Genomic DNA, 25,746 nt, shown 5'->3' on the forward strand with positions numbered 1-25,746 from the left:
ACAAGTATGAACGAGCATCTGACTACCGAATCGCAACTTATCGCGGCGTCCGCTGCATTAGGGGCAGACACGGTATCTGGCCTGTCTCAAGATGAGGCCACGCTGCTCCGAACCGCACCTCCGTTGCCAAAGTCGGTGGTCTCAGAACTTCGGCGAATGATCCAAGGCGGCAAAGACCCGCTTGGCTCAGCATTCGGCACTATTCGCAGCTCCGCCGAACGCCGCACTTCGGGCGCCACTTACACGCCTCCTGAGATCGTCCGGGCAATGATGTCTTGGGCCAGCCAGCAAGATCGTCCAGACCGGGTTGTGGACCCAGGGATCGGCTCTGGCAGATTTCTCTCTGCTGCAGGCGAGGTCTTCAGCAAGGCTCAGCTCTTGGGCCGCGAACTGGATCCCCTTGCTGCGTTGATGGCCAGAGCCACGTTAGCTGCCAAAGGCTACGCAGCGAGGTCCAAGATCGAATTGGTTGACTATCGTCATCCAATTGAGGGAATTGATGGCAAAACCTTGTACGTTGGAAATCCACCGTACGTACGCCACCACCTCATTGACGCGACTTGGAAGCAGTGGCTGAGCGATGTGGCGCTCCGGTTCGGCATGAAGGCGAGCCAGCTCGCGGGGCTGCACGTTCACTTCTTTGCTGCGACCGTACTCCATGGTCGTTCTGGCGATTCCGGCGCGTTCATTACCGCAGCCGAATGGATGGACGTCAATTACGGACGCCTCGTGCGTGAGATGTTCCTAGGACCGCTAGGCGGCCAATCGATTGTTGTGATGGAACCGACCGCACAACCGTTCCCCGATGCAGCGACAACCGCCGCTATCACGACCTTCAAGATTGGTAGCAAGCCCACTTCGGTCAAGATCCGTCGTGTGAAACGCATGAAGGAGCTGACTGACCTGAGTGGTGGCCGCCAGGTTAAAAGAGAACGTTTGGAACTTGAAACGCGATGGTCGCGCCTATCGCACGCGAGCCGCGCTTGCCCCGAGGGGTATGTCGAGCTGGGAGAGCTTTGCCGTGTGCATCGCGGAACGGTCACGGGCGCAAACGCTGTATTCATTGCCGGGACCGATGCGCAGGACGTGCCTCAGCGCTTCAAGTTTCGCAGCATCACAAAAGCGCGCGAGATCATCGCGGCTGGTCGCGTACTCTCTGACTCATCGTACCTGCGTCAAGTTGTTGATCTTCCAGATGACCTGGATCAACTTGAACTCCAAGAGCGAACTGCTGTTGAGCACTTTCTCCGGACAGCGAAAGAAAAGGGGGCAGACCAAGGCTACGTGGCCAAGAATCGCAAAGCATGGTGGTCGGTAGGCTTGCGCTCAGCCGCGCCTATCTTGGCCACTTATATGGCTCGGAGTGCCCCGACGTTTGTACGAAACGTCGCTGAGGCTCGGCACATCAACATCGCTCATGGTCTCTACCCGCGTGAACCGCTCACCGAACATCAAATGCTTGCCTTGGTAGACCATCTCTCCTCAAAGACCAGCGTGCTTGACGGCCGGACATACGCTGGCGGCCTCACCAAGTTTGAACCTGGTGAGATGGAACGACTTCTCGTGCCCGCCCCCTCTTTGTTAGCGATGCCTGCCGCATGAAGCCAACGCCATTGTGGACCGCTGAAAAGCTTGAAGAACATCGACGGATTGCAACGGAACGCTTTCGGCGTACGCGCATGGAAGAGCCGCTTGAGCAGTACATTGAGAGCTTTGACGAATCGCAAGTTGCCGTCGAGGAGTTACTTGAGTTCACCCTAGATCTGACGGACCTTCAGAGCAACATTCTGGAGGTGTTAACTGCTCCCAAACTACTGGAAGCGTTTCGGTCGATGGCGGGACCTCCAGTATCGGAGGATGATTTAAAGGTAGTTGCCGAAGCTACTTTCAGCCGAAAGAGACTCGCAACTGATCCCGCGCTGGTTTCCAGAATTCGACAGGTTATCCTGAGCGGATTAGATCGACGACGGTTTCCCTGGGTGATCGAGGGTCGCGAACCTACTGAAATTGAGCGCCATGCCGCAATAATCGCATCAGCTGCTCTTTTGGCGACTCGACAGTCTCAAACGCAGCGACGTAGCGACGGAAAGCGAGAGCAGGAAGCAGCCCTACATGCCGCATTGCTCGCGAACGGGTTCGTCCAGGTGCCGACTCGATCCGTAAAGGTTCTTAACGATGCGCCTCGACCAGGCGAATTCTGCGCCGAGTCTGAACTCGGCACTCGGAAAGCCGACGTTCTCATCGGACTGCCGGACCGCAGAATCATGCCAGTAGAGTGCAAGGTCTCCAACTCATCGACCAACTCTGTAAAACGACTAAACAACGACGCAGCCGTCAAAGCCGAAACTTGGAAGAAGGACTTTGGCCTGCTACAGGTAGTACCGGCCGCCGTACTTGGTGGCGTCTACAAGCTCCGGAATCTTGAGGATGCGCAATCGAGGGGCCTAACCCTATTCTGGGAGCATCAGCTCCATGAATTGACCGACTGGATCAATGCCTGCTGACGCAGGTTACTCATTATCCTCAAAATCCATTGAAGGCCCGTGCGTAGTCGCGTCGATGAGCCGCAGAGCTTTGCGTGCAGCGGTATGCGCATTGCTCAACGTCGGATCCATGCAGACGGCTGCCAAGAATGCGACGTCGTTTGGACTCGTGGTAGAGCACGCGAGCATGCGCGCCCAATAGGCGCGACTATCGGCCGCGCCACGACCTGGTACCGGGTCAGCTTCGAGAGCCGCCCAAGCCTCCCCTGCTGTGCCAAAACCAGTACTTAGATCCAAGACGGCTTCACGTGCTCTCTCTGTGATAGACCTCCTCCCCGAATTGATAGCTCGCTCGACTGCGTCGGGCAACGACGCTGCCGCGTCTGCTGCTGTAGTGCTGCGATTCTTACATTCAATAAACAATGGATGATTGGCAGGAAGAGGCCTGGACCTCTCAATTGCGTTGATTCCGACTACGGCTTCTTCAGTTATCTTCTGCGTCAACGTGCCACGCTGCCCCACTCGAGCAGCCCGCTGCAATTGCGTGCGCAACTGACCCAAGTCCTGTACGCGCCGAACCAAGAACCAGTAAGGCCAAGGGGTTCCATTTCGCAAACCTAGCGCGCTAGCGATGAAGGCCCACGCCTTATGCGCGGTAAGCACGCTACCTCCAAATGCCTCTTCAAGCTGCCTTTCCGGCATCGCGAACAAACTAGCTATGATCCGATCAGGTGGAAGGTGGAGGGTGTTCTGGTTGAGCCTACCGTTAGCGTTCGCTATGTCACCACCGATCTGATCGGCGATGTTCGTAAACTCAGATCGAAGCGACTGCAGCTCTACTGGCAGAGCGGCTGGAGAGCGGGAGACGGAGACATTGATTGCTCGGCCGCCGCCAGTCAGTCTCGAAAAACGCGCCGGCTGCGCGGCCTGAAGTGTCGTCATCAAAACGCTGACGTCTCGGTCGGTTGGGACTACCATCACTCGCTCGAAAGCTTCAAGCCAATCTGGCGCATCCGCCGGAACCTCGGGTAGCACCAGAAAAAGCTGACGGAGTATTGCGCCCTTTTGAGGTGCTGTCTCAGCACTTGCGAGTCGTGCTACTAGTTCGTCAAGTATGAGATAAGGTTCGGTTGGCGTCTCCGGCATGCTAGGCATCGCAGAGATATAGGGCTTGATCTTCGCTGATTTTCCCAGAAGCGAGATGAAGCCATGAACAGTTCTCACAGAGTGCAGGACCACCTCCCTGCTTACACCGAGCCCACCATGAAGCGCCCCCGCTCGTTGAGCGGTTAACAGGGTGAACCTCTCCAAATAGCTCAGCAGATCCTGACGATGCCGTGCGACGTCCTGAAGACCTGCTGTTAGAAATGCAGCCCTAGCCACAGGCGGGGCCGTGAGAATTCTACGAACATCACTCAGCACATGCCCTGCAGTTTTGAATTTCCCATCCGGCGTAAGAGCTGCAGAATCGCCGTCCACCTGAATCAGAATTGCGGATAGCACTTGCTCTGCTGCAACCCCCGTCATGCCTACGACCGTGGCGAAGGCGGAGTCAGCTGACTTCGGTGTATGGCGAACAGGCGCCGCCGCCGCAGTCATCGCTAGCGACAAGCTGTCCAAAGCGGCCTCTAACAGGCGAACCGCACTACGGGTCAAAAACTGCGGCACGAACCAGCCCCCTCACCGCTCATAAGCACGCTCCCTGCCCATCCCCCCGTAGGGTGTAGAAGTTCAGGCTAGCCGATTAAGCACGTGAGGGCGATGACAGCCATTGCCGGTACGGGAGGGTATAAGGCGCGTCGAGCACAGCGCAGCAGGGTACCAAACGGCCGAGAGACAGTGGGGGGGGCGTTATCAGACAAACATCCATTCGGACTTTGCACACCCGCCAGGGTGACCTAGCGGCCTAGCCTAGATCGGAAGCAATTGGATCCATAACGCGTTGTTTTATAAACCATTTTCGACATTGGCGGAGAGAGTGGGATTCGAACCCACGGAAGGTTTGACCCTTCGCCGGTTTTCAAGACCGGTGCCTTAAACCGCTCGGCCATCTCTCCGTTCGTGCCGCATTTGCGACCGCGCCGGTCGCGTTGGGCGCCACGTTGCATGGCACCCGGTGCTTCGCCGGGCGGGCATTCTCGCATGCCCGGCGCGGTTTTGCTCAACCTACTTCGGCTGTCACCAGGCTGCGTTCGCTGGCCTGCTTGAGCTTGGCCCTCACTTCATCGCAGTTGCCGCCGCAATCCAGGCGCGAGCGCTCGATTTCGCGCGGCAGGCGTTCGGCAAGGAAGTCGATGAACATCCGTACCGCCGGCAGCAGGCCGCGGCGCGAGGCGAACACGGCGTGGCAGATGCCTTGCGGCAGTGACCAGTCCGGCAGCACCACTTCGAGCTCGCCGGCGCGCACGGCTTCGGCGCAGACGGTCTCCGGCAGCATGGTGATGCCGAATCCGTCGCGGGCCATTGCCTGCAACAGCGGGAAATCGAAACCGGCCACGCGTGGCTGCAGATCGACCCGGCGCATCTCGCCATTGGGGCCGTGCAGTTCCCAGCGTTGATGCACCTCGTCCTCGCTGATGCTCATCGTGGTGTGGTGAGCCAGGTCCTCCGGCGTCTTCGGGCGGCCGGCGCGGTCGAGATACTTCGGGCTGGCGACCAGCAGTTCCTGCACATGGCCGAAGCTGCGCATCACCAGACTGCCATCATCGTCCAGCCGTGAGCGCACGCGCAGGGCCACATCGTAGCCCTCGTTGATCACATCGACGCGGCGGTTGCTGATGTTCAACTGCAGCCGCACCTTCGGGTACTTGTTGAGGAACTCCGGCAGCAGCTTGGGCAACTGGATCTGCGCCAGCGACACCGGCACGCTCACCCGCACCAAGCCACGTGGTTCGGCGCTCAGCCGGTCCACCACCTCGCGCGCGGCCTGCGCCTCGGCCAGCATGGTCTGGGCGTGGCGATGCACACTCGTGCCGACATCGGTGACCGCGAAGCGACGAGTGGAACGCTGCAGCAGGCGCACGCCCAGATCGGTCTCCAGCTGGCTGATGCGTCGGCTCAGGCGCGACTTGGGGATGCCCAGCGCGCGTTCCGCCGCGGCGAAACCGCCGTGATCAACCACCATTGCGAAGTAGTACAAGTCATTCAGGTCGTGCATGACGGCATCACCAATAGAACGATGCCCGCCATTAAATCTAATTAATCCCACCAAGGCAACGATCAGTTTGCCACTGGTTCAGCCGCCATGCCTCAAACCTCGCCTATTCAGGCATTAAGCGTCCGCAGCAGCATCGCAGCGACCAATCCGGCCATCAGCACCAGCACACCGCCAGTCAGCCGCTCCAGCCACGGCAAGACGGCGACGAAGCGACGCAACACCGCGCTATGCCCGATCAACCCGGCGACCAGCAGATCCCACAACAGCACGATCGCGAACATCCAGACGCCATAGGCCAGGTCTAGCCCAGGCGAGCGGACCGGTCCGAGTACCGCCACCAGACTGGTGTAGAACAGCGCATTCTTGGGATTCAGCAGCGCCGACAGCAGCCCCATCAGCAACGCGACGCCTGGTGCGGGTGCGTTTCCACGCATCTGTCCGCCCAGTTGCATCGCACCTTGCCCGGCGTGGCGCAGAAACAGCACGCCCAACCAGAGCAGGTAGCACGCGCCGGCAATCTGCAATGCCAGGAATGCCGGACTGCCTTCGCTCAACAGGCGAGACCCGCCAAAGGCCATCGCGATGAACACCGCGTTGCCGATCGCAATACCAAGACAGACGGCGGCAGCTGAACGCCATCCGCCTGCCAACGCGGTGCGGGCGATCAGGAAGAAGTCCGGCCCCGGCGACAGCAAGGCCAGGAAATGCGCAGTAGCGACCAGCAGGAATTGCGACATGGCACGTGGGCGATGAAGGCGGTCACGCAGCCTGCTCCGGCATCGACCGTCAGGTATTGAACGAAATTGCAGCGCCGCCGTGTCGTCCCGTCATATCCACCCGGCTACAAACCTGCGAAGAGCCCTCACGCCCGATAGCGACCAGGCGTCAGTCCGACATGCGCCTTGAATACACGCTGGAAATGGCTCTGGTCGGCGAAACCCAACCGATACGCGACTTCAGCCAACTCCGCGCCCTCTCGCAGCAGCAGGCGCGCGCGGTTGACGCGATGATTGAGCTGCCAGGCATGCGGAGTCAGACCGGTAGCGGCACGAAACCCGCGGATCAGCTGATAGCGCCCGCAACCGGCCAGGGCCGCCAGCTCGCTCAACGTCGCCGGCGTGGCGACATCATCGGCCAGGCGTTCGAATACCGATCGCAGTGCCTCCACCGGTGTGGCGGCACCACCATCCAACGCATCGCCCTCACCCAGATCGCTGCGCCCGAAGAACTCGATCAGCGCCGCTTCCTTGTCCTCGATGCTGGCGTTTCCGAACAGGCGGGCGTTGAGCGCGCAGAAATCCCGGTAAAGCCATGGCTCGGAACGTACCCGCACCGGCTCATCGGCCGACATCGCAGTACCCACGTATTCGCCGCGCAACTGATGCAGCCAGTCCGCCTCGACGTGCAGCATCTGGTAGCTCCATGCCGATCCCGGCAGCGGATTGCAGGCGTGCACCCGCTGCGCCGGGACGAACACCAGCATGCCCGGAGCAAGTGCGACCTCACCCTCACCCGCGCCGCGAAAACGGCTGCCGCCGGCATCGACGGCACCGACGGAAAACGTGGGATGGCTATGCGCCCGATAGCAGGCGCGGCTGTGGCACGCGCGCCGGGTTTCGACGAAGGGCAGACGTGGATCGCGCCAGAAATCGGTGGCGCTCATGGCGCTACGAGAGAAACGAACTCAGCCAATCCGCTCGACGCCGCCCATGTACGGACGCAGCGCCTCGGGCACGTCGATCGAGCCATCGGCGTTCTGGTAGTTCTCCATCACCGCGATCATCGCGCGGCCGACCGCCACGCCCGAACCGTTGAGCGTATGCACCAGCTCCGGCTTGCCGGTGGCCGGGTTGCGCCAGCGCGCCTGCATGCGGCGGGCCTGGAAATCACCGCAGTTGGAGCACGAGGAAATCTCTCGGTAGGTGTCCTGCGACGGCAACCAGACTTCCAGGTCATAGGTCTTGCGCGCGGCGAAGCCCATGTCGCCGGTGCACAGCAGCACCTTGCGGTACGGCAGGCCGAGCTTCTGCAGCACGGCCTCGGCGCAGCCGGTCATGCGCTGGTGCTCTGCATCGCTATCCTCCGGCTTGCTGATGCTGACCAGCTCGACCTTTTCGAACTGGTGCTGACGGATCATGCCGCGGGTGTCGCGACCACCGCTGCCGGCCTCGGAACGGAAGCACATCGAATGCGCGGTCATGCGCAGCGGCAGGCGCTCGGCTTCGACGATCTCGTCGCGCACGATGTTGGTCAACGGCACTTCCGAGGTCGGGATCAGATAGCGCTTGTGCTCGCCTAGCTGAGTGGCGAACAGGTCTTCCTCGAACTTCGGCAACTGGCCGGTGCCGGCCATGCTCTCGGCATTGACGATCACCGGTACGTTGGTTTCCTCGTAGCCATGCTCACCGGCGTGCAGGTCGAGCATGAACTGCGCCAGCGCACGATGCAGGCGCGCGATCGGCCCGCGCAGCACGGTGAAGCGTGCGCCGGACAGCTTGGCGGCGGTCTCGCCGTCCAGCCAACCATTGCGGGCACCCAGCTCGACGTGATCCTTGACCGCGAAATCGAAGCCACGCGGCGTGCCCCAGCGCGAAACCTCGACGTTGTCGGCCTCGTCCTTGCCGGCCGGTACATCGTCGGCCGGCAGGTTCGGGATGCCCTGCGCGACGGCTTCCAGCTCGCCGCGAATACGCTCCAGATCGATCTCGGACGCCTTCAGCTCGTCACCGAAGCCGGCCACCTCGGCCATGATCGCCGAGACGTCCTCGCCCTTGGCCTTGGCCTGGCCGATCGCCTTGGACTTGCTGTTGCGCAGCGCCTGCAGCTCCTGCGTACGCACCTGGATGCGCTTGCGCTCACTCTCCAGTGACTCCAGCCGGTCGGTGTCGAGCGCGAAGCCGCGCGTGCTGCGCAGACGTTCGGCGAGTTCAGCGGGCTGTTGACGGAGCAGGGCCGGATCGAGCATGGAGGCGGTTCTTGTTGGGACAGACCGCAATTATCGCCTGTCACGCGCCGTTCTGCCGCTCGATTCATTTGCGCTGTGACAGAATCCGGCGGTCATCTCCGGTGAACTCATGGCTTCCTCGTCCCGCTCCCGCGCTCCACGCTTCGCTTTCCACCTGCCCCACGGAACCTGGAAGATCGTGGGCATCGCTTTCGGCATCGGGGTTCTGTGCTTCGTGCTGGTGTGGCGGGAGGCACGCAAGGACGACCCTCTCGCCGCGCCGCAGACCCCGGCCGAGGCCGCCGCCCAGCCTGTCAATCCACTCGATCCGCTGCCTGCGCCGCTGGCGGCCGGTGACGACGGCGCCTCGGATATGCCCGACGCCAAGCCCGCCCCGGACCCGGCCGAGGACGAGGCGCCCAAGCTGGTCGAAACAGCGCCCGCGGCACCGCCGGCCGCAGTTGCTGAAACCACGCCGGCTGCGCCTGCCACTGCATCGGCGCCGGCCGCACAGGACGACCGCCCGCTGCCAATCCAGGGCCAGATGCCGCCCCCCACCTACCCCGCGTCCGCACTGCGTCGCGGCGAAAGCGGCAAAGTCGTGGTGCGGGTCGATGTGGATGCCAATGGAGCACCGGTCGATGTGAACCTGGTTCAGCGCAGCGGCTCGCGCGATCTCGACCGTGCCGCGATGGATGCGGTCCACGACTGGCACTTCCGCCCGGCGCAGCGCGATGGCCATCCGGTGCCCGGCAGCATCGACATTCCCTTCGATTTCAATCCCGGTCAGTAAGCTGAATCCTGGCGGCCCCGCGGCCACCATGTTCACCCAAAGCTGACACGCTCAGGCCCGAGACGGACAAAACTGGTCGCGTCCAACGACGCAGGAGATTGACCATGTCCATGTCCCCGATCCAGCACCGCGACTTCCGCCACCAGGGCGATGCCCCTGCCGAAGACCGCGATGGACGTTGGGCCTCGCCGCTGCTGTGGAGTCTGTTCATCCTGCTGCTGATAGCGGCACCGGCGTGGTGGTGGATCCGCAACAGCGGCGAACGCCCCGATACCGTCAACCCCGCCTCGACCGTGCCGGCCATCAGCGAGGTACTCCCCGCCCCGGCACAACCCAAACCGCCGGCGATGGTGAAGCAGCACGAGCCGCAGCGCGCCGTGCCGACCATCCGCGATCGTGATGCCCGCCCGTTGGCCGGCAATGCACTCCCGGTCTATCCGCCGCGCGCGTTACGCGCTGGCATCGAGGGTAGCGTGGTGGCGCGCGTCAGCATCGACACGCAGGGACAGGTCCAGGACGTTGCGATCATCGAGCGCAAGGGCGCACGCGACCCTGACCTGGACCGCGCCGTGATCGACGCGATACGCGGCTGGCGATTCGAGCCGGCGATCAGGGACGGCCGCGCCGTGACCAGCACGGTGCAGTTGCCGGTCGACTTTACGGCGCAGCAGTGAGCCCGAAACCGGCGCCGCGCGCGAGTGCGTCGAAGCCCGGGAACGAGGTCGCCACATTGGCGATGTCTTCGACCCTGACCTCGCCGGTCGAGAGCTGACCGGCAATCGAGAAGGCCATGGCGATCCGATGGTCGCCATGGCTTTCGATCGTGCCGCTACCGAGCGCGCTGCCACCATGGATGGTCGCCCCGTCCGGGGTCTCGTCCACCTGCATGCCGAGCGTGCGCAGACCGGTCGCCATCGCCGCCAGACGGTCGGATTCCTTGACCCGCAGCTCCGCCGCGCCGCTGACGATGGTCTGGCCTTCGGCCGCCGCCGCGGCGACAAACAGCGCCGGGAACTCATCGATCATGTCCGGCACCAGTTCCTCGGGGATGCGGGTGCCCTTCAACGGCGCGTAACGCACCCGCAGGTCGGCCACCGGCTCGCCGCCATGCTCGCCGTGGTTCAACTCCTCGATGTCGGCGCCCATCAGACGCAGCGCGGCCAGCAGGCCGGTGCGGCGCGGGTTGAGGCCGACGCTCTTGAGAGTCACGTCCGAACCGGGGATCACGCTGGCGGCAACGAGGAAGAACGCAGCCGAAGAGAAATCGGCCGGCACCGCGATATCGGTCGCGCGTAGCCGCTGACCGCCGCGCAACTTCGCATAGCCCGGCGAGAATTCGATCTCGACGCCGAACGCGGACAGCATGCGCTCGGTGTAGTCGCGGGTCGGATGCGGCTCGTGCACCGTGGTTTCGCCCTGCGCGTACAGGCCGGCGAGCAGCACGCAGGACTTGACCTGGGCGCTGGCCACCGGCGAGGCGAAGTCGATCCCGCTCAGCGCCTGACCACCATGGATATGCAACGGCGGCGTGCCGTCGGGCTGGGTATCGATCTTCGCGCCCATCTGCGCCAGCGGACCGGTGACGCGACGCATCGGCCGGCGCGACAACGACTCGTCGCCGACCAGCACGCTGTCGAACGACTGCGCCGCCAGCAGACCGGCGAGCAGCCGCATGCCGGTACCGGCGTTGCCGCAATCCAGCTCCCCCTGCGGCGCCTTGAGGCCATCCACACCGACGCCATGCACGATGCGCTGCGATGCCGACGGCGTCTCGATGCGTACACCGAGTTTGGAGAAGATCGCCGCGGTCGAACGCGTGTCCTCGCCTTCGAGGAAACCGTCGATACGTGAAGTACCGTCGGCCAACGCGGCGAACATCACCGCTCGATGCGAAACCGACTTGTCGCCGGGGATGGCCAGCGCGCCGTGCAGCGCCGTGCCCTTGTGTGCGATCCAGGATTGCGAATGCGAGCTGGTCATTGATCGTTCCGTTCAGCGGCGAGAGCCGCGTTGTTGCTGTTGAATTTGTTGTTGCTGTTGCTTGTGATCTTGCTGTTGCTCGTCGCCTTTGACTTCCCGGGGCCCCTGCCGCAGCGGCGGAGACGACGGGTAAAACCCCGAAGGGGCGACGCACATGGATGTGCGTCGTTTTCTGCCGCGACAGGAAGTCGCGTCAGAAAATCCCGTCGTCGCAGCGAACCCGAAGGGCGCGTAGGCGGGGTGTGTTTCTTTTGGTTACTTTTCTTTGCACAAGCAAAGAAAAGTGACTCGCCGCAAGGCGAAAGCTTTTGCTGTCGCTTCAAACCAAACAACAAGCAAAAGCAACGTCCCTGGATCCCCGCCTACGCGGGGATGACGGTAGAGAGATTACGGGTGAAGCCGCCTGCAGGCTTCGCTCGTGCCCTCACCACCCCTTCGGGGCACCTTCTCCCGCAAGCAGAAGAAGGGAAAACACGTTTACGGCACCGCCACCGGATAAGACCCCAACACCTTGATCTGCGCCGAATGCGCCTCCAGCTCCGCCAGCGCCGATTTCATCGTCTCATCCTCGACATGCCCGGCCAGGTCGATGAAGAACCCGTACTCCCACTTGGCCTGATGCGAAGGCCGCGACTCGATCCGGTTCATGGTGATGCCATGACGCGCGAACGGGCTGAGCACATCGAACAACGCGCCCGGCTTGTCGTGGATGAACACCAGGATTGAAGTCCTATCGTGCCCCGACGACGGGAAGATCTTGCGGCCGATCACCAGGAAGCGCGTGGTGTTGTCGTCGTCATCCTCGATCGGCTTCATGATGACCTTCTTCAGGCCATACACGTGCGCGGCGCTCTCGCCACCGATCGAAGCGGCGTCCTCGGCATTGCGGGCGCGGCGCGCGCCTTCGGCATTGCTCGATACCGCGATCTTCTCGACCTTGGGCAGGTGCGCGCGCAACCAACCCGCGGTCTGCGCGAACGACTGCGGATGCGCGTAGATGCGCTCGATGTCCTCGATGCGGCCACTGCGCGACATCAGGTACTGGCGTACGCGCAGTTCGGTCTCGCCGCAGATCTTCAGGTTGGAGGTCAGGAACATGTCCAGCGTGACCTGGATCGTGCCCTGCCCCGAGTTCTCCACCGGCACCACGCCGAAATCGGCATTGCCGCTCTCGACCTCCTGGAACACCTCCTCGATCGTCGCCATCGGGATGCCGACCGCCGAGCGCCCGAAGTGCTTGAGCACCGCCTGCTGGCTGAAGGTGCCTTCCGGGCCGAGGTAACCGATCTTCAACGGCTCCTGCTGGGCCAGGCAGGCCGACATGATTTCGCGGAACACGTGCACCAGCACTTCGTCCGACAGCGGCCCCTCGTTACGGTCCACCACCATCCGCAGCACCTGCGCCTCGCGCTCGGGACGGTAATAGTCCACCGCGGCGGCGAGCTTGCCCTTGGCCTTGCCGACCTGATGCGCGAACTGTGCGCGCTCGGCGATCAGCGACTGGATGGTGCGGTCGATCTCATCGATCTTGGCGCGCACGTCGGCCAGTACCGGCGCGGGTGCGGCGGCCGCCTGTTTGGGCGGGCTTTTCTTGGTCTTGCCGGGTTTCGCGGCCATCTACTGTTTTCCTCGTCAGCCGTTCCTTGGCGAACAGCCCATGTCACTTGTGATGATGGTTGCTACGGCGTCAGCCGTGGCGCTGCTGGAAGTCGCGCATGAAGGCGACCAAGGCTTCGGCGCCGGACACCGGCAGCGCGTTGTACAGCGAAGCGCGGATGCCGCCGACCGCCTTGTGGCCCTTCAGTGCCAGCAGACCGGCCGCTTTGGATTCGGCAACGAAGCGCGCATCGAGTTCGGCGTCCGCCAGGAAGAACGGAATGTTCATCCGCGAACGCACCGCCGGCGCCACCTCGTTGCGATAGAAGCCGCCGGATGCGTCGATCGCGTCATAGACCAACGTGGCCTTGGCCGCGTTGCGACGCGCGAACTCGTTCACGCCGCCCTGCTCCAGCATCCACTTCACGGTCAGCCCGAGCAGGTACCAGTTCCAGGTCGGCGGAGTGTTGAGCATCGAGTCGCGTGCGGCGTGCGAGGCGTAGGTGAAGATGTCCGCACGCGGCTGGCCGGCGCGCTCCAGCAGATCGCGACGCACGATCACCACGGTGATCCCGACCGGCCCCAGGTTCTTCTGCGCACCGGCGTAGATCAGGCCGTACTTCGACACGTCGATCGGCTCGGAGGCGATCGAGGAGCTGAAATCGGCGAACAGTGGCACCTCGCCCACGTCTGGCGTATCGCGGTACTCCACGCCGTGGATGGTCTCGTTGGCGGTGATGTGGACATAGGCAGCGTCCTTCGACAGCTGCCAGCCCTCGCGCGCCGGGAGGTCACGGAAACCGCCGGCCTCGCCATCGGCGGCGATGTTGATCGCCACGTACGGCTTGGCCTGCTTGATCGCGGTCTTGCCCCAGTGGCCGCTGACGACGTAGTCGGCGGTCTGGCCGGGCGCGGCGAAATTGAGCGGGATCAGTGCCTGCTGGCTGGTCGCGCCGCCAGACATGAACAGCACGGCGTAGTCGTCGGGGATCGACAGCAAGGTGCGCAGATCGGCCTCGGCAGCCTCCGCAACCGCGATGAAATCGGCACTGCGGTGGCTGATTTCGACGATCGAGGCGCCCACGCCGTTCCATTCCAACATCTCCGCCTGCGCCTGGCGCAGGACCGATTCCGGCAACGTCGCGGGGCCGGCACTGAAATTGAACGCGCGTGTCATATCACACCTTCGGGGCAAGACCCCTAGTATGCCGCAGCGCACCAGCCCTGGCATCGCCGGCAAAAGGTTGCAACTGCACCCATTCGCGCGCTTCATACGGGGAATGCGGGCCGCGGCGGCGAACTTCCCGCTTCCGCCGCCGGTCTGAACGGACAAATCCCCCTCAGGAATCTGCGATGTCCCTGCGCGACGCCCTCCGGCTTTCCTCGAGCGAAACCATCACCGACGAAGCCGTCTACCGCGACCGTCGGCGCCTGCTGCAGATGCTCGGGCTGGCACCGGCGCTCGGGCTGGCCGGTTGCAGCGACGCTGCCCCGCCTCCACCGCCGGCCCAGACCGTGACACCAGAACAGGCCCGCAGCGGTTTCAGCACCAGCGAACCGCTGACCCGCTACGAGGACGTCACCAGCTACAACAACTTCTACGAGTTCGGCACCGACAAGGGCGATCCGTCGCGCGCCGCCAAGACCCTGCAGACCAAGCAGTGGTCGATCAAGGTCGGCGGCTATTGCGACAAGCCGGGCATGGTCTCGCTGGACGATCTGCTCAAGGGCCTGAAAGCGGAGGAACGCGTCTACCGGCTGCGCTGCGTGGAAGGCTGGTCGATGGTGATCCCGTGGCAGGGCGTGCCGCTGGCGGATGTGCTCAAGCGCTTCGCGCCGACCTCGAAAGCCAAGTACGTCGCCTTCACCACGCTGGCCGACCCGCAGCAGATGCCCGGGGTGCGCTACCGCTCGATCAACTGGCCGTACCGCGAGGGCCTGCGCATCGACGAGGCGATGCACCCGCTGACCCTGCTCGCCACCGGCCTGTACGGCAAGCCGCTGCCGCAGCAGAACGGCGCGCCGGTGCGGCTGGTGGTGCCGTGGAAATACGGCTTCAAGAGCATCAAGTCGATCGTCGAGATCAACTTCGTCGAGCGGATGCCGCCGACCGCCTGGAACGATCTGCAACCAAACGAGTACGGCTTCTTCTCCAACGTCAATCCGGCGGTGGACCACCCGCGCTGGAGCCAGAAGACCGAGCGCCGCATCGCCGGCACCGCCAGCAAGCTGTTCGCCGAGCGCATCCCGACCCGGCCGTTCAACGGCTATGCCGATCAGGTCGCGTCGATGTACGCGGGGATGGATCTCAAGAAGTGGTTTTGATGCCCTCAACCCGGCCGTTTTTGTGGGAGGGACTTCAGTCCCGACAGATGACCGATACAGCCCGTCGGGACTGAAGTCCCTCCCACACTCGAAACCGATCGCCCCATGCCCCCAGTCTCATCCCGCCTCAGTGCCGCCAAGACCGTGCTCCACGCCCTCGCGCTGGCACCCGCCGCCTGGCTGGGCTGGCAGTTTTGGGAGGTTTGGCAGACCGGCAGCAACGCGCTCGGTGCCGATCCGGTCGCCGAGATCGAACATCGCACCGGGTTGTGGGCGTTGCGACTGCTGCTGGCGACACTCGCGCTGACCCCGTTGCGCCAATTGACTGGCCAGCCGGTGCTGATCCGTTTCCGGCGCATGCTCGGGCTGTACGCCTTCTTCTACGCGACGTTGCACCTGACGGCCTATCTCACACTGGATCTGCGTGGCTACTGGACGCAGATCTTCGAAGAAATCGTCAAGCGCCCCTACATCACCGTCGGCTTCGCCGCGTGGCTGCTGCTGGTGCCGCTGGCGATCACCTCGACCCAGGGCTGGATACGCCGGCTCAAGCGCAACTGGGGGCGCCTGCACAAGCTGATCTACCCGATCGGCCTGCTCGCGGTGCTGCACTTCTGGTGGCTGGTGAAGTCCGACATCCGCGAGCCGGCGCTGTATGCGGCGATCCTGGCGGTACTGCTGGGCTGGCGCGCGTGGAAATCCTTCAGCGCGCGCCGAACCACAGCAGCGCGCTGATCACCGTCGCCAGCAGCAGTGCGCTCAACAACAACCACGGCCAGCGCGCGACCTTGACCGGTCGCATGGGCCTGGTCTGGGTCCGTCCGGACGTGACCGGTACCGGTTCGTCTTCCTCGACCGACGGGAGCGTCATCGTGGATGGCTGCAACGGCACTTCCAGCACGAACCGATGGCGCGAATCGAAAGCGACCTGATCGCCCGGCTGCAACCAGGCGTCACGGACCTGAACGCCATTCACCAGACTGCCGTCCTCCGAACCGAGGTCGCGCAGCAGCACCTTGCCGTCGTGCAACTCGATGCTGGCATGGCGCGGGGCGAACGCAGGGTCGTCGATGACGATGTCGGCGGCCGGGTCGCGGCCAACCACGCGCGGGGCTTGCAGGGTGAAACTGCGGCCGTGATGCGGCCCGCCCACGCCGCGCAGCAGAATGCACGGGTCGTGATCTTCCGCCTGCCCTGGCTCGGGAAGGCGGCCGGCCGGCGCCAGCGCGCCGCGCACCACCATCTCCACGCCATCGGCATAGACCGCGTCACCGGCGCGCAGCAGCGCCATGCGCCGGACCGGCCGGCCGTTCACGTGGATGCCGCGCACGCCGTTGGCGACCTGCAGCCACAGGCCACGCCGATCCAGGCAGAACTGCGCAAGCAGCAACGCCCCCTGGGTATCCTCGACCAGCCGCACACTGCCACTGGCATGGCGGACGACCCGATGGACGCCCGGCTTGAGGGGATGATCCGGCTGCTGCCGATGAGTGAAATGGACTTGCAAATCGTGCACCGGCGCAGCCTATCAGGTTGATCCTTCCGCCAGAAGCATCGCACGCCGAAACTGGCACAATGTACGGCTCATCCAGCAAAGCACGCCCATGTCCAGCATCGACATCCGCCAAGACCACGCATTGAGTGCCGAGCAGGCCCGCACCGCGATCGAGGAGGCTGCCCGCAAACTCGACGAGCGCTTCGGCCTGCGTTCGAACTGGAGCGGCGAACGCCTGAACTTTTCCGGCTCCGGCGTCGATGGCGCGATCGAGCTGCTGCCCGGGCAGGTGCGGGTGACCGCCACGCTGGGCTTCCTGCTCTCGGCCATGCAGGGCATGGTCGAATCGGAAATCCGCCGGGTGCTGTCGGAAAAGCTGGGCAGCTCGGCCTGATGGCTTGCGCCTGATCGGTCGCGCGCCCGCCCCCGCGCAGCTCGACCGCCGGGAAACATCGGATCAGGGAACGGCTTCACCTTATCGATGCGGTTTTGGCGTTAGCGTTGTGGCTTCCATCGTCCGATGAGGAGCCGCGCCGCTATGACCACGACGAACCGATACAGCAGATCCCATGCAGACGAGCACGAGGCGGAGAGCCTCCAGGCCCAGGCCAATCGGTTCTCACGCAAGCTCGGTGATTCGGCCGAACAGGTATGGCTGGCCGGCCTCGGTGCACTCGGCCGGGCGCAGAGCGAAGGCACCCGGCTGTTCGAATCGCTGGTGAAGGAAGGCACCGCCTACCAGAAAGAAGGCAAACGCCAGGCTGAGGCCAGTGCCGAATCGGTACGCGAACAGGTCGAGACCCGCTTCGAGCAGGCCCGTGAAAAGGCCGGCGAGAACTGGCACCGGCTCGGCAAGGCCTTCGATGAACGGGTCAAGGGCGTGCTGCACAGCCTGCAGTTGCCCGATCGCGAGGAAGTCGAGGCCCTGCGCGCCGAGGTCGAGGCGCTCAAGAGCAAGCTGCACGCCGCTCAGGTACGCGCACGCCGGAGCAGCCGCAGCTCGCATGCCCGAGGCACGCCGCCACCTTCCTCGAACAGTGAATAAACCGGCGGCGCCAACCTTCAGCTGTATGCCCGAACCCCGTCGCCGGATCGCCCCCTGAGGCTGGAGTTTGGTGGGCACTGAGAGCAGCATGACGGAACAGGCCGGCAAGAAGTTCCAGGACGCGGAAATCTACAAGTTCACCGACCAGGTTCAAGATAGGCGAAACCACTTTCCAGAAGGGCGTCTACTTCTAGCCTGCGCATCGCAGGGCCATCCCATCAGTCGGGTGATGCTTAGTGCGTCGAGGTATTTCTTCTCGCACTTCAATGCCAACGACCTGTACACGATCAAAAACTTCGACGAGGCGCTTTACTTGAGATGGTGCAACGACTATTTCGAGCGGTTCCAGGATCTGATGTCCGGTAGCGCTGTACGACGATTTTCTGAAGTTCAATGTTGAAGCAAACCATTGCTGCGCAGCTCCACCTGCTGCACTACCTTGAGCGAGGGGCCGTGCATCTGTCCGCCGGCATTAGCACTCCGGAAGAGACGGCCTGGGCCTATGAGGCCGACGAGCAATGGCGCACGGGGGCAGGTGTTGTCTACACCTTCGATTTCGACGGCTGGAGCCTCAACCTCAACTTCGACCCCGAAAAGAATTTCTCGCACGACACTATCGACTTCTTCGGCCATTGCGATCTACCCGGTTTCCTGGACATTGCCGGGCCCTCGCAGGCCGCCTACGCCGTTGAGGGCGCGAGGGTCTTCGACCTGGGCGACGAGCAGGTGGTTCTGCTTCCCTCCAGCGTCACGGTTCATTTCCGCAAGGACCAGGGCGACGCGCAGGTACTGACGAAGATTGCCGGCGCTCTGCTTCCGTACGGTGCACTCGCGGACTACTACCGCTCGATGCTGCGGCGTTGAACGTGGCCCCGATGCAGACACTCGAGGACTCGCCGGGTGCGCCGCTGACCAGGTACGCCGACGGGCCGGCCGCGGCTCGCATGCCCGAGGCACCCCGCCACCTTCCTCGAACAGTGAATAAAGCGCCTGCCAGCAGCGCGTGAAAGTCGTGTTGCAAAGCACAAAATGTTTGCCCACAATCGATCGGGCCCGCCAGTCCATCAGAAGACCGTTTGCTCCCCTCCCCTTTCGGCTTCGGACTGGCGGGCTTTTTCGTGTCTGTCATCCACTCCCGCTCGACTGTAGCGCGGCGCTCAAGATGACACGCCCTGGGGCCGATATACACTTGTTGGTTAGCCGTATCTCGGTTCAGGGAGCTTTATGTTTGCGTGGATCCTCGCGTTTGCGTCGGCCGCGGCCGTGTGGACCATCGCGTCTCTCTACCTGTGGCTGATCCGTCGCCGCGCTGACGAAACGCGTGCGGGCCTGACCGCCCTGGCAGCCCTGCACTGGCGCGACTTCTCCGAGATCGTGCGGCGAGCACTGAGCGACGAACGCGACTGGCATGCACAGATGGAGCTGCAGCCGGATGGCCTGCCACGTCCCGACTTCCTGATGCACGACGCCCACAAAGGCGGCAACTGGATGGTCTCGTGCAAGCACGGCCGCGCCTACCGGATCGGCACGGTGGCGGTGAATGAGCTGGGCACCCTGCTGCGCCTGGCTGGCGCTGTCGGCGGCGTGCTGATCACCGAGGGCAAGGTCGAGCGCGAAGGCCTGGCCGCCGCCGAAAAGCAGTCCATCGAAATCCTGGATGGCCGCCGCATCTGGCCGCTCCTGAAACCCTATCTGCCAAGCGAGACGGAAACCGGCATCGTCCGCAGCGCGCGCCGACGCGCACAACGGCATATCGGTATCGCGGGACTGGCTTCGATCACGCTGGGATTGCTGGTCGGGCTGGGCTGGCTGTCCTCGCATGACCCGAATGCTCACCAGCCGATGGTGTCGACTGCGCCGCCGGCGCCGGCCGGCGCGCCGACAACAACCGTGCCGGCCCAGATCGGCGCTCCCGCAGCGACGCCCTCGCCGGCCACGCCGCTCCAGGACATCACCGAGCCTGACGAGGCCACGCTCGATCGCTACCAGCAGTCGGTATCGCGCGCATTGACCGGTGCGCCGGGCATCATCCGTGGCATCTGGCTGACCCGGATGACGCTGTCGGTCGACCGCACCGGCGAGGATGTCGAGATCTGGCCGTCGATCTGCAAGGAGCTGGAACGCTATCCGGTGCTGCGGACGGTGCGCGTGCAACTCAATCCGCGTGCAGGCGTCGACGAACCGGTGCGTTGGCGGCAGTGCGCCACCTTCTGAACGGATGCCCTCAAGTCGGCCGCATGAGCGCCGATACCTTCGAGGTCTCCACCGCTTCATGAAAGGGAAACCGCAATGGCGATCAGCAGCGTATCCGCCGCCAGCAATGCCGCGAGCGCCGCTCACCTCCGCCCCAAGCCGACCGACGGCAAAACCCTGGTTGGAGTGAAGGGCGCCGAGGAAGCCAAGACCGAGGAAGCCGACGGCAGTGGCGGCAGTCTCCAGGCAGTGCATTCGGTCGTCGCCGGCGCACTCGGACTGGAAGACCCGAAGGCGGCCAAGCCGCCGGAAACCGAGAAGAACAGCTTCTACACCGCCGGCAAGTTTCTGGCTGCCGCCGGCACCATCGGCACGATCCTGTCCGTGCTGGCCTGATCGCCGGCGCCGGACGATGCCTCAGCGCAATCCCGGCGCGAAGCGCGCCACCAGATCGTAAGTGCTGCCCAGGAACACCTGCCTGACATAGGTCACCGGCTGCTCACCGCGCCAGGTGTGTCGATCGATCACCAGACATGCCGTACCGAGCGGCACCCGCAAACGCTCTGCCTGCGCGGCATCGGCATTGATCGCGCTGATGCGGTGTTGTGCACGCGTCCACGGCACGTGTCGCAGCAGCCAACTGCCTGGCGCCATCGCCGAGAAATCCTGTTCCAGCGCTTCCGGCACCGTGCCGGTATCGATGAGCCGCTCCTCCAGCGCAAACGGGCAGCCGTCGGCGAGGTGCAGGCAGTGCAGCGACAACAACCGCGCGCGACTGCCCAGTTCCTGCTCCTGCGGCACCGAGGCACGGGTCTTGCGCAGGCCACGTTCGATCAGTTCGAACCCGTAGACATGGCCGCGCGCGGTCACCTCGACCTCGATATCCGGGATCGCCAGCGCCACCTGCTCGATGTGCGGGTGCGGACGCGCGACGAACGAACCGGCGCGACGGCGGCGCTCGATCATGCCGGCGTCGGCCAGCAGCCCCAGCACCTTGCTGACCGTCATCCGTGAGCAGCCGTACTGCGCCATCAGCTCGTGCTCGGACGGCACGCGATGGCCCGGCGGCCACTCGCCGCTGTGGATACAGGCTTCGATGTCACCGCGGATGCGCTGATGCAGCGTGGTGGCGGTGTTAGCGGATGTTCGGGAAACGACGGACATGCGATCTCTACTCTTCAGGGCCGGCATTGTGCCTGCCTGGTTTCTGCAGGAGCGGCTTCAGCCGCGATGGGGCTTTCCCATTTAAGTCCCCGCACATGGATGCGCGGGCTTTTGCAGAGGGATCTGCATGACAGCCCCATCGCGGCTGAAGCCGCTCCTACGGCGTGCTTATCCAGCCGATAGAAGTCGCGCCAGCACCTGCCGGTAACGCGCCGCAACCGGCTCGCGCAGCACATGCCGCCCCTCGTGCACCCATTGCGTGCCGCGCCGCCATACCGAGCGCACGGCACCGCCCCGGGCGGCGAACAGCCAGCTGTCCAGCAGGGCGTCGCCCTCACGACCGGCAAGCGCGGGGTGCGCCAGGTCCAGTTCGACGATGTCGGCCGGTGCCCCCACTTGCAGACCGGTCTCCACGCCGAGCGCCTGCCCCGCACCGCTCAGTGCGTGCTGGTACAGCCAGCGCCCGCTCGACACCGCCGCATCCGGCACCACGACGTTGCGGCCGCGCACGTGCAGGCGTTGGCCGTACTCGAGCAGGCGCAGCTCTTCGGCCGCATCGATCAACACATTGGAATCGGAACCCACGCCGAAGCGGCCACCGGCGCGGGCAAACTCGCGCATCGGGAACAAGCCATCACCGAGATTGGCCTCGGTGATCGGGCACAACCCGGCGACCGCGTGGCTGGCGACGATGCCCGCCAGCTCATCCGGCGTGATGTGGGTCGCGTGCACCAGACACCAGCGCGCATCCACCGGCACATGTGCCAGCAGCCATTCGACCGGACGCTGCCCGGACCACGCCAGGCAGGCCTCGACCTCGCGCATCTGCTCTGCGATATGGATGTGCACCGGTCCGTCATTGAGCGGCAGCAATGCCGTCAGCTCGTCGGGGGTCGCCGCGCGCAGGCTGTGCGGGGCGATGCCGAGTACCGCGTCGGGCAGGCCGGCCAGCACGGTGCGGCAACCTTCCAGCAGTCGCGCGAAGCCATCGATATCGTGGATCAATCGGCGCTGCGCGGGATTGGGCGGCGCGCCGCCGAAATCGGCATGCGCGTAGAACACCGGCAGCAGGGTCAGGCCGATACCCGAGGCTTGCGCGGCGGCGGCGATGCGCACGGACATCTCGGCAGGATCGGCGTAGGCGGTGCCGTCCGGCGCATGGTGCAGATAGTGGAACTCGCCGACGCGGGTGAAGCCAGCCTCCAGCATCTCGACGTAGGCCTGCTCGGCGATGGCCTGCAGGCTGTCCGGGTCCAGCCGATCGAGAAAGCGGTACATCAGCTCGCGCCAGCTCCAGAAACTGTCGCCACTGCTGCCGCCGACCTCGGTCAGGCCGGCCATGCCGCGCTGGAACGCGTGGCTATGCAGGTTGCCCAGGCCGGGCAGCGCTGCCTGCAGCCGCACATCGCCGGCCCCTGCCGGCACCCCGACCTGCACCTCGGTCACGCACCCGCCGGCGATGCCCAGGCGCACATCGCGCGCCCAGCCCTGCGGCAGCAAAGCGCTTTCGGCCCAGAAATGCTGCGCATTGTCGTCGTGCTGCACTGCCACTGGACGCCCTCCTCGGACTGAATCTATTGTATATACATATCACGAACCAGGCCGGATCACGACATGCACTGCGACACGCTCTGGCACCACGCGCACCTGATCACGCTTGATACCGCCGACGGCGGCCTGGGCATCGTCGCCGATGGCGTGATCGCCAGCGTGGACGGGCGGATCACCTACGCGGGCCCGGCCGTGAGTGCACCGCCATTCGCCGCCACCGAGCGCATCGACTGCGGCGGCCGCTGGATCAGCCCCGGCCTGATCGACTGCCACACCCATCTGGTCTATGCCGGCAATCGCGCCAACGAGTTCGAGCAGCGCCTGGAAGGCGTCAGCTATGCCGACATCGCCCGTGCCGGCGGCGGCATCGTCGCCACCGTGCGCGCCACCCGCGCCGCCGACGAGCAGGCGCTGATCGCCGCATCGCTGCCGCGCCTGGACGCGATGCTGGCCGAGGGCGTCACCACGATCGAGATCAAATCCGGCTACGGACTGACGCTGGAAGACGAAGCCAAGCAGTTGCGCGTGGCCAAGCGCCTGGGCGATCTGCGCGGCGTGGACGTGGTGCCGACCTTCCTCGGCGCACACGCGATTCCGTCCGGGCGCGATGCGCAGGACTACATCGACGAGGTCTGCACGACGATGGTCCCGGCGATTGCGACGCAGGGACTGGCCGAAGCGGTGGACGTGTTCTGCGAGAACATCGCGTTCTCGCCCGCACAGGCCGAGCAGGTGTTCGTCGCCGCACGCGCCGCCGGGCTGGCGGTCAAGATCCACGCCGAGCAGCTCAGCAATCAGCACGGGGCGGCATTGGCCGCTCGCTTCGGCGCGTTGTCGGCCGACCATATCGAACACCTCGACGCCGCCGGCATTGCCGCAATGGCGGAGGCCGGCACCGTCGCGGTGCTGCTGCCCGGCGCGTTCTATTTCACCCGCGACACGCTGGTACCGCCGATCGCCGGGCTGCGCGCGGCCGGCGTGCCGATCGCACTGGCGACCGACTGCAATCCTGGTACTTCCCCACTGACCAGCCCACTGTTGGCAATGAACATGGGCGCGACGCTGTTCCGGTTGACCGTCGCCGAGTGCATTGCCGGCTTCACCCGTGAGGCTGCACGCGCGCTTGGCCGTGTCGATCGCATCGGCCGGTTGCGCGCCGGGCTGCAGTGCGATCTGGCGATCTGGGACATCGAGGCGCCGGCCGATCTGGTCTACCGGATCGGCTTCAACCCGCTGCATGCACGTGTCCGGCATGGCCGCCATGCGTGATGACACATCGAATCGCGGAGCCGAGCTCGCGCGGCTGGAGCTTTGCCGAGAAAGCCTCAGCGGAGCGAGCTCCGCTCTACGACATGGCCTGAACTCTTTTCGCAACATCAACCTGATCCGTGGAGTAACCGCATGAGTTCCCCCCTCGTCCTGCACCCCGGTGCAGTCGACCTCGCGCAGTGGCGCGCCATCTATCGCGGCGCCAACATCCAGCTCGATCCGGCCTCGGCCGCGGCGATCACGCGCAGTGCACAGACCGTGGCTGACATCGTCGCCAAGGGCGAGCCGGTCTACGGTATCAACACCGGTTTCGGCAAGCTGGCGACGGTGCGCATCGAGCGCGACGACCTGGCCACGCTGCAACGGAACATCGTGCTCTCGCACGCAGCCGGCGTCGGCGAGCCGATGCCGTTGCCGGTAGTGCGACTGATGATGGCGCTCAAGCTGGTCAGCCTCGCGCAGGGCGCTTCCGGTGTGAAGCCGGACACCATCGCGCTGCTGGAAGCGATGCTGCAACACGACGTGGTGCCGGTGGTGCCATGCCAGGGTTCGGTCGGCGCCTCGGGCGATCTGGCGCCGCTGTCGCACATGGCCGCGGCGATGATCGGCACCGGCGAGGCCTTCCTGCGTGGCGAGCGCATGAGCGCCATCGATGCACTGGCGCGAGCCGGGCTGGCACCGCTGACACTCGGCGCCAAGGAAGGCTTGGCGCTGCTCAACGGCACCCAGTTCTCTACCGCCTACGCATTGGCCGGTCTGTTCGAGATCGAAGCGGTATTCCATGCGGCGCTGATTGCCGGTGCGCTCTCGACCGAAGCCGCCAAGGGCTCGGACACGCCGTTCGACCCGCGCATCCACGCCTTGCGCGGCCAACCCGGGCAGATCGTGGTCGCCGATGCATTGCGTGGCCTGATGACCGGCTCGGCGATCCGCGAGTCGCATCGCGTCAACGACGTGCGCGTGCAGGATCCGTACTGCCTGCGCTGCCAGCCGCAGGTGATGGGCGCAGCGCTGGACGTGATCCGTCAGGCCGCACGCACGCTGTACATCGAAGCCAATGGCGTGTCCGACAATCCGCTGATCTTCACCGATACCGGTGAAGCGCTGAGCGGCGGCAACTTCCACGCCGAGCCGGTCGCCTTCGCCGCCGACATGCTGGCGATGGCGGTGTGCGAAATCGGCTCGATCAGCGAGCGCCGTATCGCGATGCTGGTCGATCCGGCGCTGTCGGGTCTGCCGGCGTTCCTGACACCCAAACCCGGCCTCAATTCCGGCTTCATGATCCCGCAGGTCACCGCCGCGGCGCTGGTATCGGAGAACAAGCAGCGCGCTTATCCGGCCAGCGTCGATTCGATCCCGACCTCGGCCAACCAGGAAGACCACGTGTCGATGGCTGCGCACGGCGCACGCCGGCTGCTGGCGATGGCCGAGAATGCCGCCAACGTGGTCGGCATCGAACTGCTTGCCGCCGCGCAGGGTTGTGACTTCCACGCCCCGCTCCATTCCAGCACCGCGCTGGAAGCTGCACGCGCGCTGCTGCGCGCTCAGGTGCCGACGCTGCAGGAAGACCGCTATTTCCATCCGGACATGCTGGCTGCGACCGAACTGGTGCGCTCGGGGGCGCTGGTGCGCTCGGCGGGATCGCGACTACCCGGCATAGACGCCACATGAACCTGCAGGAGCGGTTCTGGGTGGCCTAGGGCCATCAGCCGCGATGGGACTTCACCGGTAAAACCCCATCGCGGCTGATG

The 25,746-nt window shown here is 64.6% G+C and carries 25 protein-coding genes and 1 tRNA gene; 15 read left to right on the top strand and 11 right to left on the bottom strand.

Features of this window, described 5'->3' with window-relative positions; genetic code table 11:
- The first annotated feature begins 6 nt into the window (after positions 1–6).
- From AC3WJE_RS05105 to AC3WJE_RS05115, 3 genes are all read left to right on the top strand, one after another.
- The gene (locus tag AC3WJE_RS05105; protein ID WP_493729697.1) at positions 7–1,602 is read left to right on the top strand and encodes an N-6 DNA methylase; all 1,596 of its coding nucleotides are present in this window, start codon (positions 7–9) and stop codon (positions 1,600–1,602) included.
- Complete coding sequence (locus tag AC3WJE_RS05110) at positions 1,599–2,504, top strand: XamI family restriction endonuclease (protein WP_493729698.1); 906 nt, start codon at positions 1,599–1,601, stop codon at positions 2,502–2,504. The genes AC3WJE_RS05105 and AC3WJE_RS05110 overlap by 4 nt, the downstream gene beginning before the upstream one ends.
- A 627-nt stretch (positions 2,505–3,131) precedes the next feature.
- Entirely contained in the window at positions 3,132–3,515 is a 384-nt protein-coding gene (locus AC3WJE_RS05115; RefSeq protein ID WP_493729699.1) for a hypothetical protein, read from the top strand.
- Between the two features lie 935 nt (positions 3,516–4,450).
- Here the strand turns inward: AC3WJE_RS05115 and AC3WJE_RS05120 are convergent.
- The 5 genes from AC3WJE_RS05120 to serS all read right to left on the bottom strand — a co-directional run bounded on the left by AC3WJE_RS05120 (position 4,451) and on the right by serS (position 8,605).
- Positions 4,451–4,540: transfer RNA gene (locus AC3WJE_RS05120), tRNA-Ser, on the bottom strand.
- A gap of 104 nt (positions 4,541–4,644) precedes the next feature.
- Positions 4,645–5,640 carry a LysR family transcriptional regulator gene (locus AC3WJE_RS05125; RefSeq protein ID WP_493729700.1) on the bottom strand — a complete coding sequence of 332 codons (996 nt, stop codon included), beginning with the start codon at positions 5,638–5,640 and terminating at the stop codon, positions 4,645–4,647.
- A 107-nt stretch (positions 5,641–5,747) separates the two neighbouring features.
- Positions 5,748–6,377, bottom strand: coding sequence for a LysE family translocator (locus tag AC3WJE_RS05130; protein WP_493729701.1), 630 nt, complete (start codon positions 6,375–6,377; stop codon positions 5,748–5,750).
- 125 nt (positions 6,378–6,502) lie between these two features.
- Positions 6,503–7,303, bottom strand: a complete 801-nt coding sequence (locus tag AC3WJE_RS05135) for a helix-turn-helix transcriptional regulator (protein ID WP_493729702.1) — start codon at positions 7,301–7,303, stop codon at positions 6,503–6,505.
- A 21-nt stretch (positions 7,304–7,324) separates the two neighbouring features.
- Entirely contained in the window at positions 7,325–8,605 is a 1,281-nt protein-coding gene (serS, locus tag AC3WJE_RS05140; RefSeq protein ID WP_493729703.1) for a serine--tRNA ligase, read from the bottom strand.
- Positions 8,606–8,783: 178 nt separating this feature from the next.
- Here serS and AC3WJE_RS05145 point away from each other — a divergent pair, with 178 nt between their 5' ends.
- Positions 8,784–9,377 (top strand): energy transducer TonB, encoded by a 594-nt coding sequence (locus AC3WJE_RS05145; RefSeq protein WP_493729704.1) that lies wholly within the window; start codon positions 8,784–8,786, stop codon positions 9,375–9,377.
- Positions 9,378–9,481: 104 nt separating this feature from the next.
- Complete coding sequence (locus tag AC3WJE_RS05150) at positions 9,482–10,051, top strand: energy transducer TonB (protein WP_493729705.1); 570 nt, start codon at positions 9,482–9,484, stop codon at positions 10,049–10,051.
- Here the strand turns inward: AC3WJE_RS05150 and aroA are convergent.
- The 3 genes from aroA to serC all read right to left on the bottom strand — a co-directional run bounded on the left by aroA (position 10,035) and on the right by serC (position 14,130).
- The gene (gene aroA / locus AC3WJE_RS05155; RefSeq protein ID WP_493729706.1) at positions 10,035–11,357 is read right to left on the bottom strand and encodes a 3-phosphoshikimate 1-carboxyvinyltransferase; all 1,323 of its coding nucleotides are present in this window, start codon (positions 11,355–11,357) and stop codon (positions 10,035–10,037) included. The two genes, AC3WJE_RS05150 and aroA, sit on opposite strands and share 17 nt — an antisense overlap.
- 477 nt (positions 11,358–11,834) lie before the next feature.
- Entirely contained in the window at positions 11,835–12,974 is a 1,140-nt protein-coding gene (pheA, locus tag AC3WJE_RS05160; protein ID WP_493729707.1) for a prephenate dehydratase, read from the bottom strand.
- Positions 12,975–13,044: 70 nt separating this feature from the next.
- Positions 13,045–14,130: a phosphoserine transaminase gene (gene serC / locus AC3WJE_RS05165; protein ID WP_493729708.1), complete on the bottom strand. Its 1,086-nt coding sequence runs from the start codon at positions 14,128–14,130 to the stop codon at positions 13,045–13,047.
- A gap of 176 nt (positions 14,131–14,306) precedes the next feature.
- Between serC and msrP the strand changes: the two genes are divergently transcribed.
- Both msrP and msrQ read left to right on the top strand, forming a co-directional pair.
- Positions 14,307–15,278 (top strand): protein-methionine-sulfoxide reductase catalytic subunit MsrP, encoded by a 972-nt coding sequence (msrP, locus tag AC3WJE_RS05170; RefSeq protein WP_493729709.1) that lies wholly within the window; start codon positions 14,307–14,309, stop codon positions 15,276–15,278.
- Positions 15,279–15,383: 105 nt separating this feature from the next.
- A complete protein-coding gene (gene msrQ, locus AC3WJE_RS05175) occupies positions 15,384–16,013 on the top strand; it encodes a protein-methionine-sulfoxide reductase heme-binding subunit MsrQ (protein WP_493729710.1) in 630 nt (209 codons plus the stop codon).
- Here msrQ and AC3WJE_RS05180 read toward each other — a convergent pair.
- On the bottom strand, positions 15,982–16,794 hold the full coding sequence (locus tag AC3WJE_RS05180; RefSeq protein WP_493729711.1) for an FHA domain-containing protein: 813 nt from the start codon (positions 16,792–16,794) through the stop codon (positions 15,982–15,984). The two genes, msrQ and AC3WJE_RS05180, sit on opposite strands and share 32 nt — an antisense overlap.
- An 88-nt stretch (positions 16,795–16,882) precedes the next feature.
- On the opposite strand from AC3WJE_RS05180, the gene AC3WJE_RS05185 reads away from it, so the two are divergent.
- The 6 genes from AC3WJE_RS05185 to AC3WJE_RS05210 all read left to right on the top strand — a co-directional run bounded on the left by AC3WJE_RS05185 (position 16,883) and on the right by AC3WJE_RS05210 (position 20,407).
- Positions 16,883–17,167: a polyhydroxyalkanoic acid system family protein gene (locus AC3WJE_RS05185; RefSeq protein ID WP_493729712.1), complete on the top strand. Its 285-nt coding sequence runs from the start codon at positions 16,883–16,885 to the stop codon at positions 17,165–17,167.
- Between the two features lie 144 nt (positions 17,168–17,311).
- Positions 17,312–17,818, top strand: a complete 507-nt coding sequence (locus tag AC3WJE_RS05190; protein WP_493729713.1) for a phasin family protein — start codon at positions 17,312–17,314, stop codon at positions 17,816–17,818.
- An 88-nt stretch (positions 17,819–17,906) separates the two neighbouring features.
- Complete coding sequence (locus AC3WJE_RS05195) at positions 17,907–18,218, top strand: hypothetical protein (protein WP_493729714.1); 312 nt, start codon at positions 17,907–17,909, stop codon at positions 18,216–18,218.
- A complete protein-coding gene (locus tag AC3WJE_RS05200) occupies positions 18,212–18,682 on the top strand; it encodes a hypothetical protein (protein ID WP_493729715.1) in 471 nt (156 codons plus the stop codon). The genes AC3WJE_RS05195 and AC3WJE_RS05200 overlap by 7 nt, the downstream gene beginning before the upstream one ends.
- Before the next feature lie 360 nt (positions 18,683–19,042).
- Positions 19,043–20,032: a restriction endonuclease gene (locus AC3WJE_RS05205; RefSeq protein WP_493729716.1), complete on the top strand. Its 990-nt coding sequence runs from the start codon at positions 19,043–19,045 to the stop codon at positions 20,030–20,032.
- A gap of 75 nt (positions 20,033–20,107) precedes the next feature.
- Positions 20,108–20,407, top strand: a complete 300-nt coding sequence (locus AC3WJE_RS05210) for a hypothetical protein (RefSeq protein ID WP_493729717.1) — start codon at positions 20,108–20,110, stop codon at positions 20,405–20,407.
- A 21-nt stretch (positions 20,408–20,428) separates the two neighbouring features.
- On the opposite strand, the gene hutC is transcribed toward AC3WJE_RS05210, so the two are convergent.
- Both hutC and AC3WJE_RS05220 read right to left on the bottom strand, forming a co-directional pair.
- Positions 20,429–21,175, bottom strand: a complete 747-nt coding sequence (gene hutC / locus AC3WJE_RS05215; RefSeq protein WP_493729718.1) for a histidine utilization transcriptional repressor HutC — start codon at positions 21,173–21,175, stop codon at positions 20,429–20,431.
- A gap of 168 nt (positions 21,176–21,343) precedes the next feature.
- Positions 21,344–22,726 carry a formimidoylglutamate deiminase gene (locus AC3WJE_RS05220; RefSeq protein ID WP_493729719.1) on the bottom strand — a complete coding sequence of 461 codons (1,383 nt, stop codon included), beginning with the start codon at positions 22,724–22,726 and terminating at the stop codon, positions 21,344–21,346.
- Between the two features lie 63 nt (positions 22,727–22,789).
- Here AC3WJE_RS05220 and hutI point away from each other — a divergent pair, with 63 nt between their 5' ends.
- Positions 22,790–23,995, top strand: coding sequence for an imidazolonepropionase (gene hutI, locus AC3WJE_RS05225; protein ID WP_493729720.1), 1,206 nt, complete (start codon positions 22,790–22,792; stop codon positions 23,993–23,995).
- Positions 23,996–24,127: 132 nt separating this feature from the next.
- Positions 24,128–25,666 (top strand): histidine ammonia-lyase, encoded by a 1,539-nt coding sequence (gene hutH, locus AC3WJE_RS05230; RefSeq protein ID WP_493729721.1) that lies wholly within the window; start codon positions 24,128–24,130, stop codon positions 25,664–25,666.
- Positions 25,667–25,746 lie beyond the last annotated feature (80 nt).

Source organism: Pseudomonas sp. GW821-FHT07E12, from assembly GCF_058986605.1.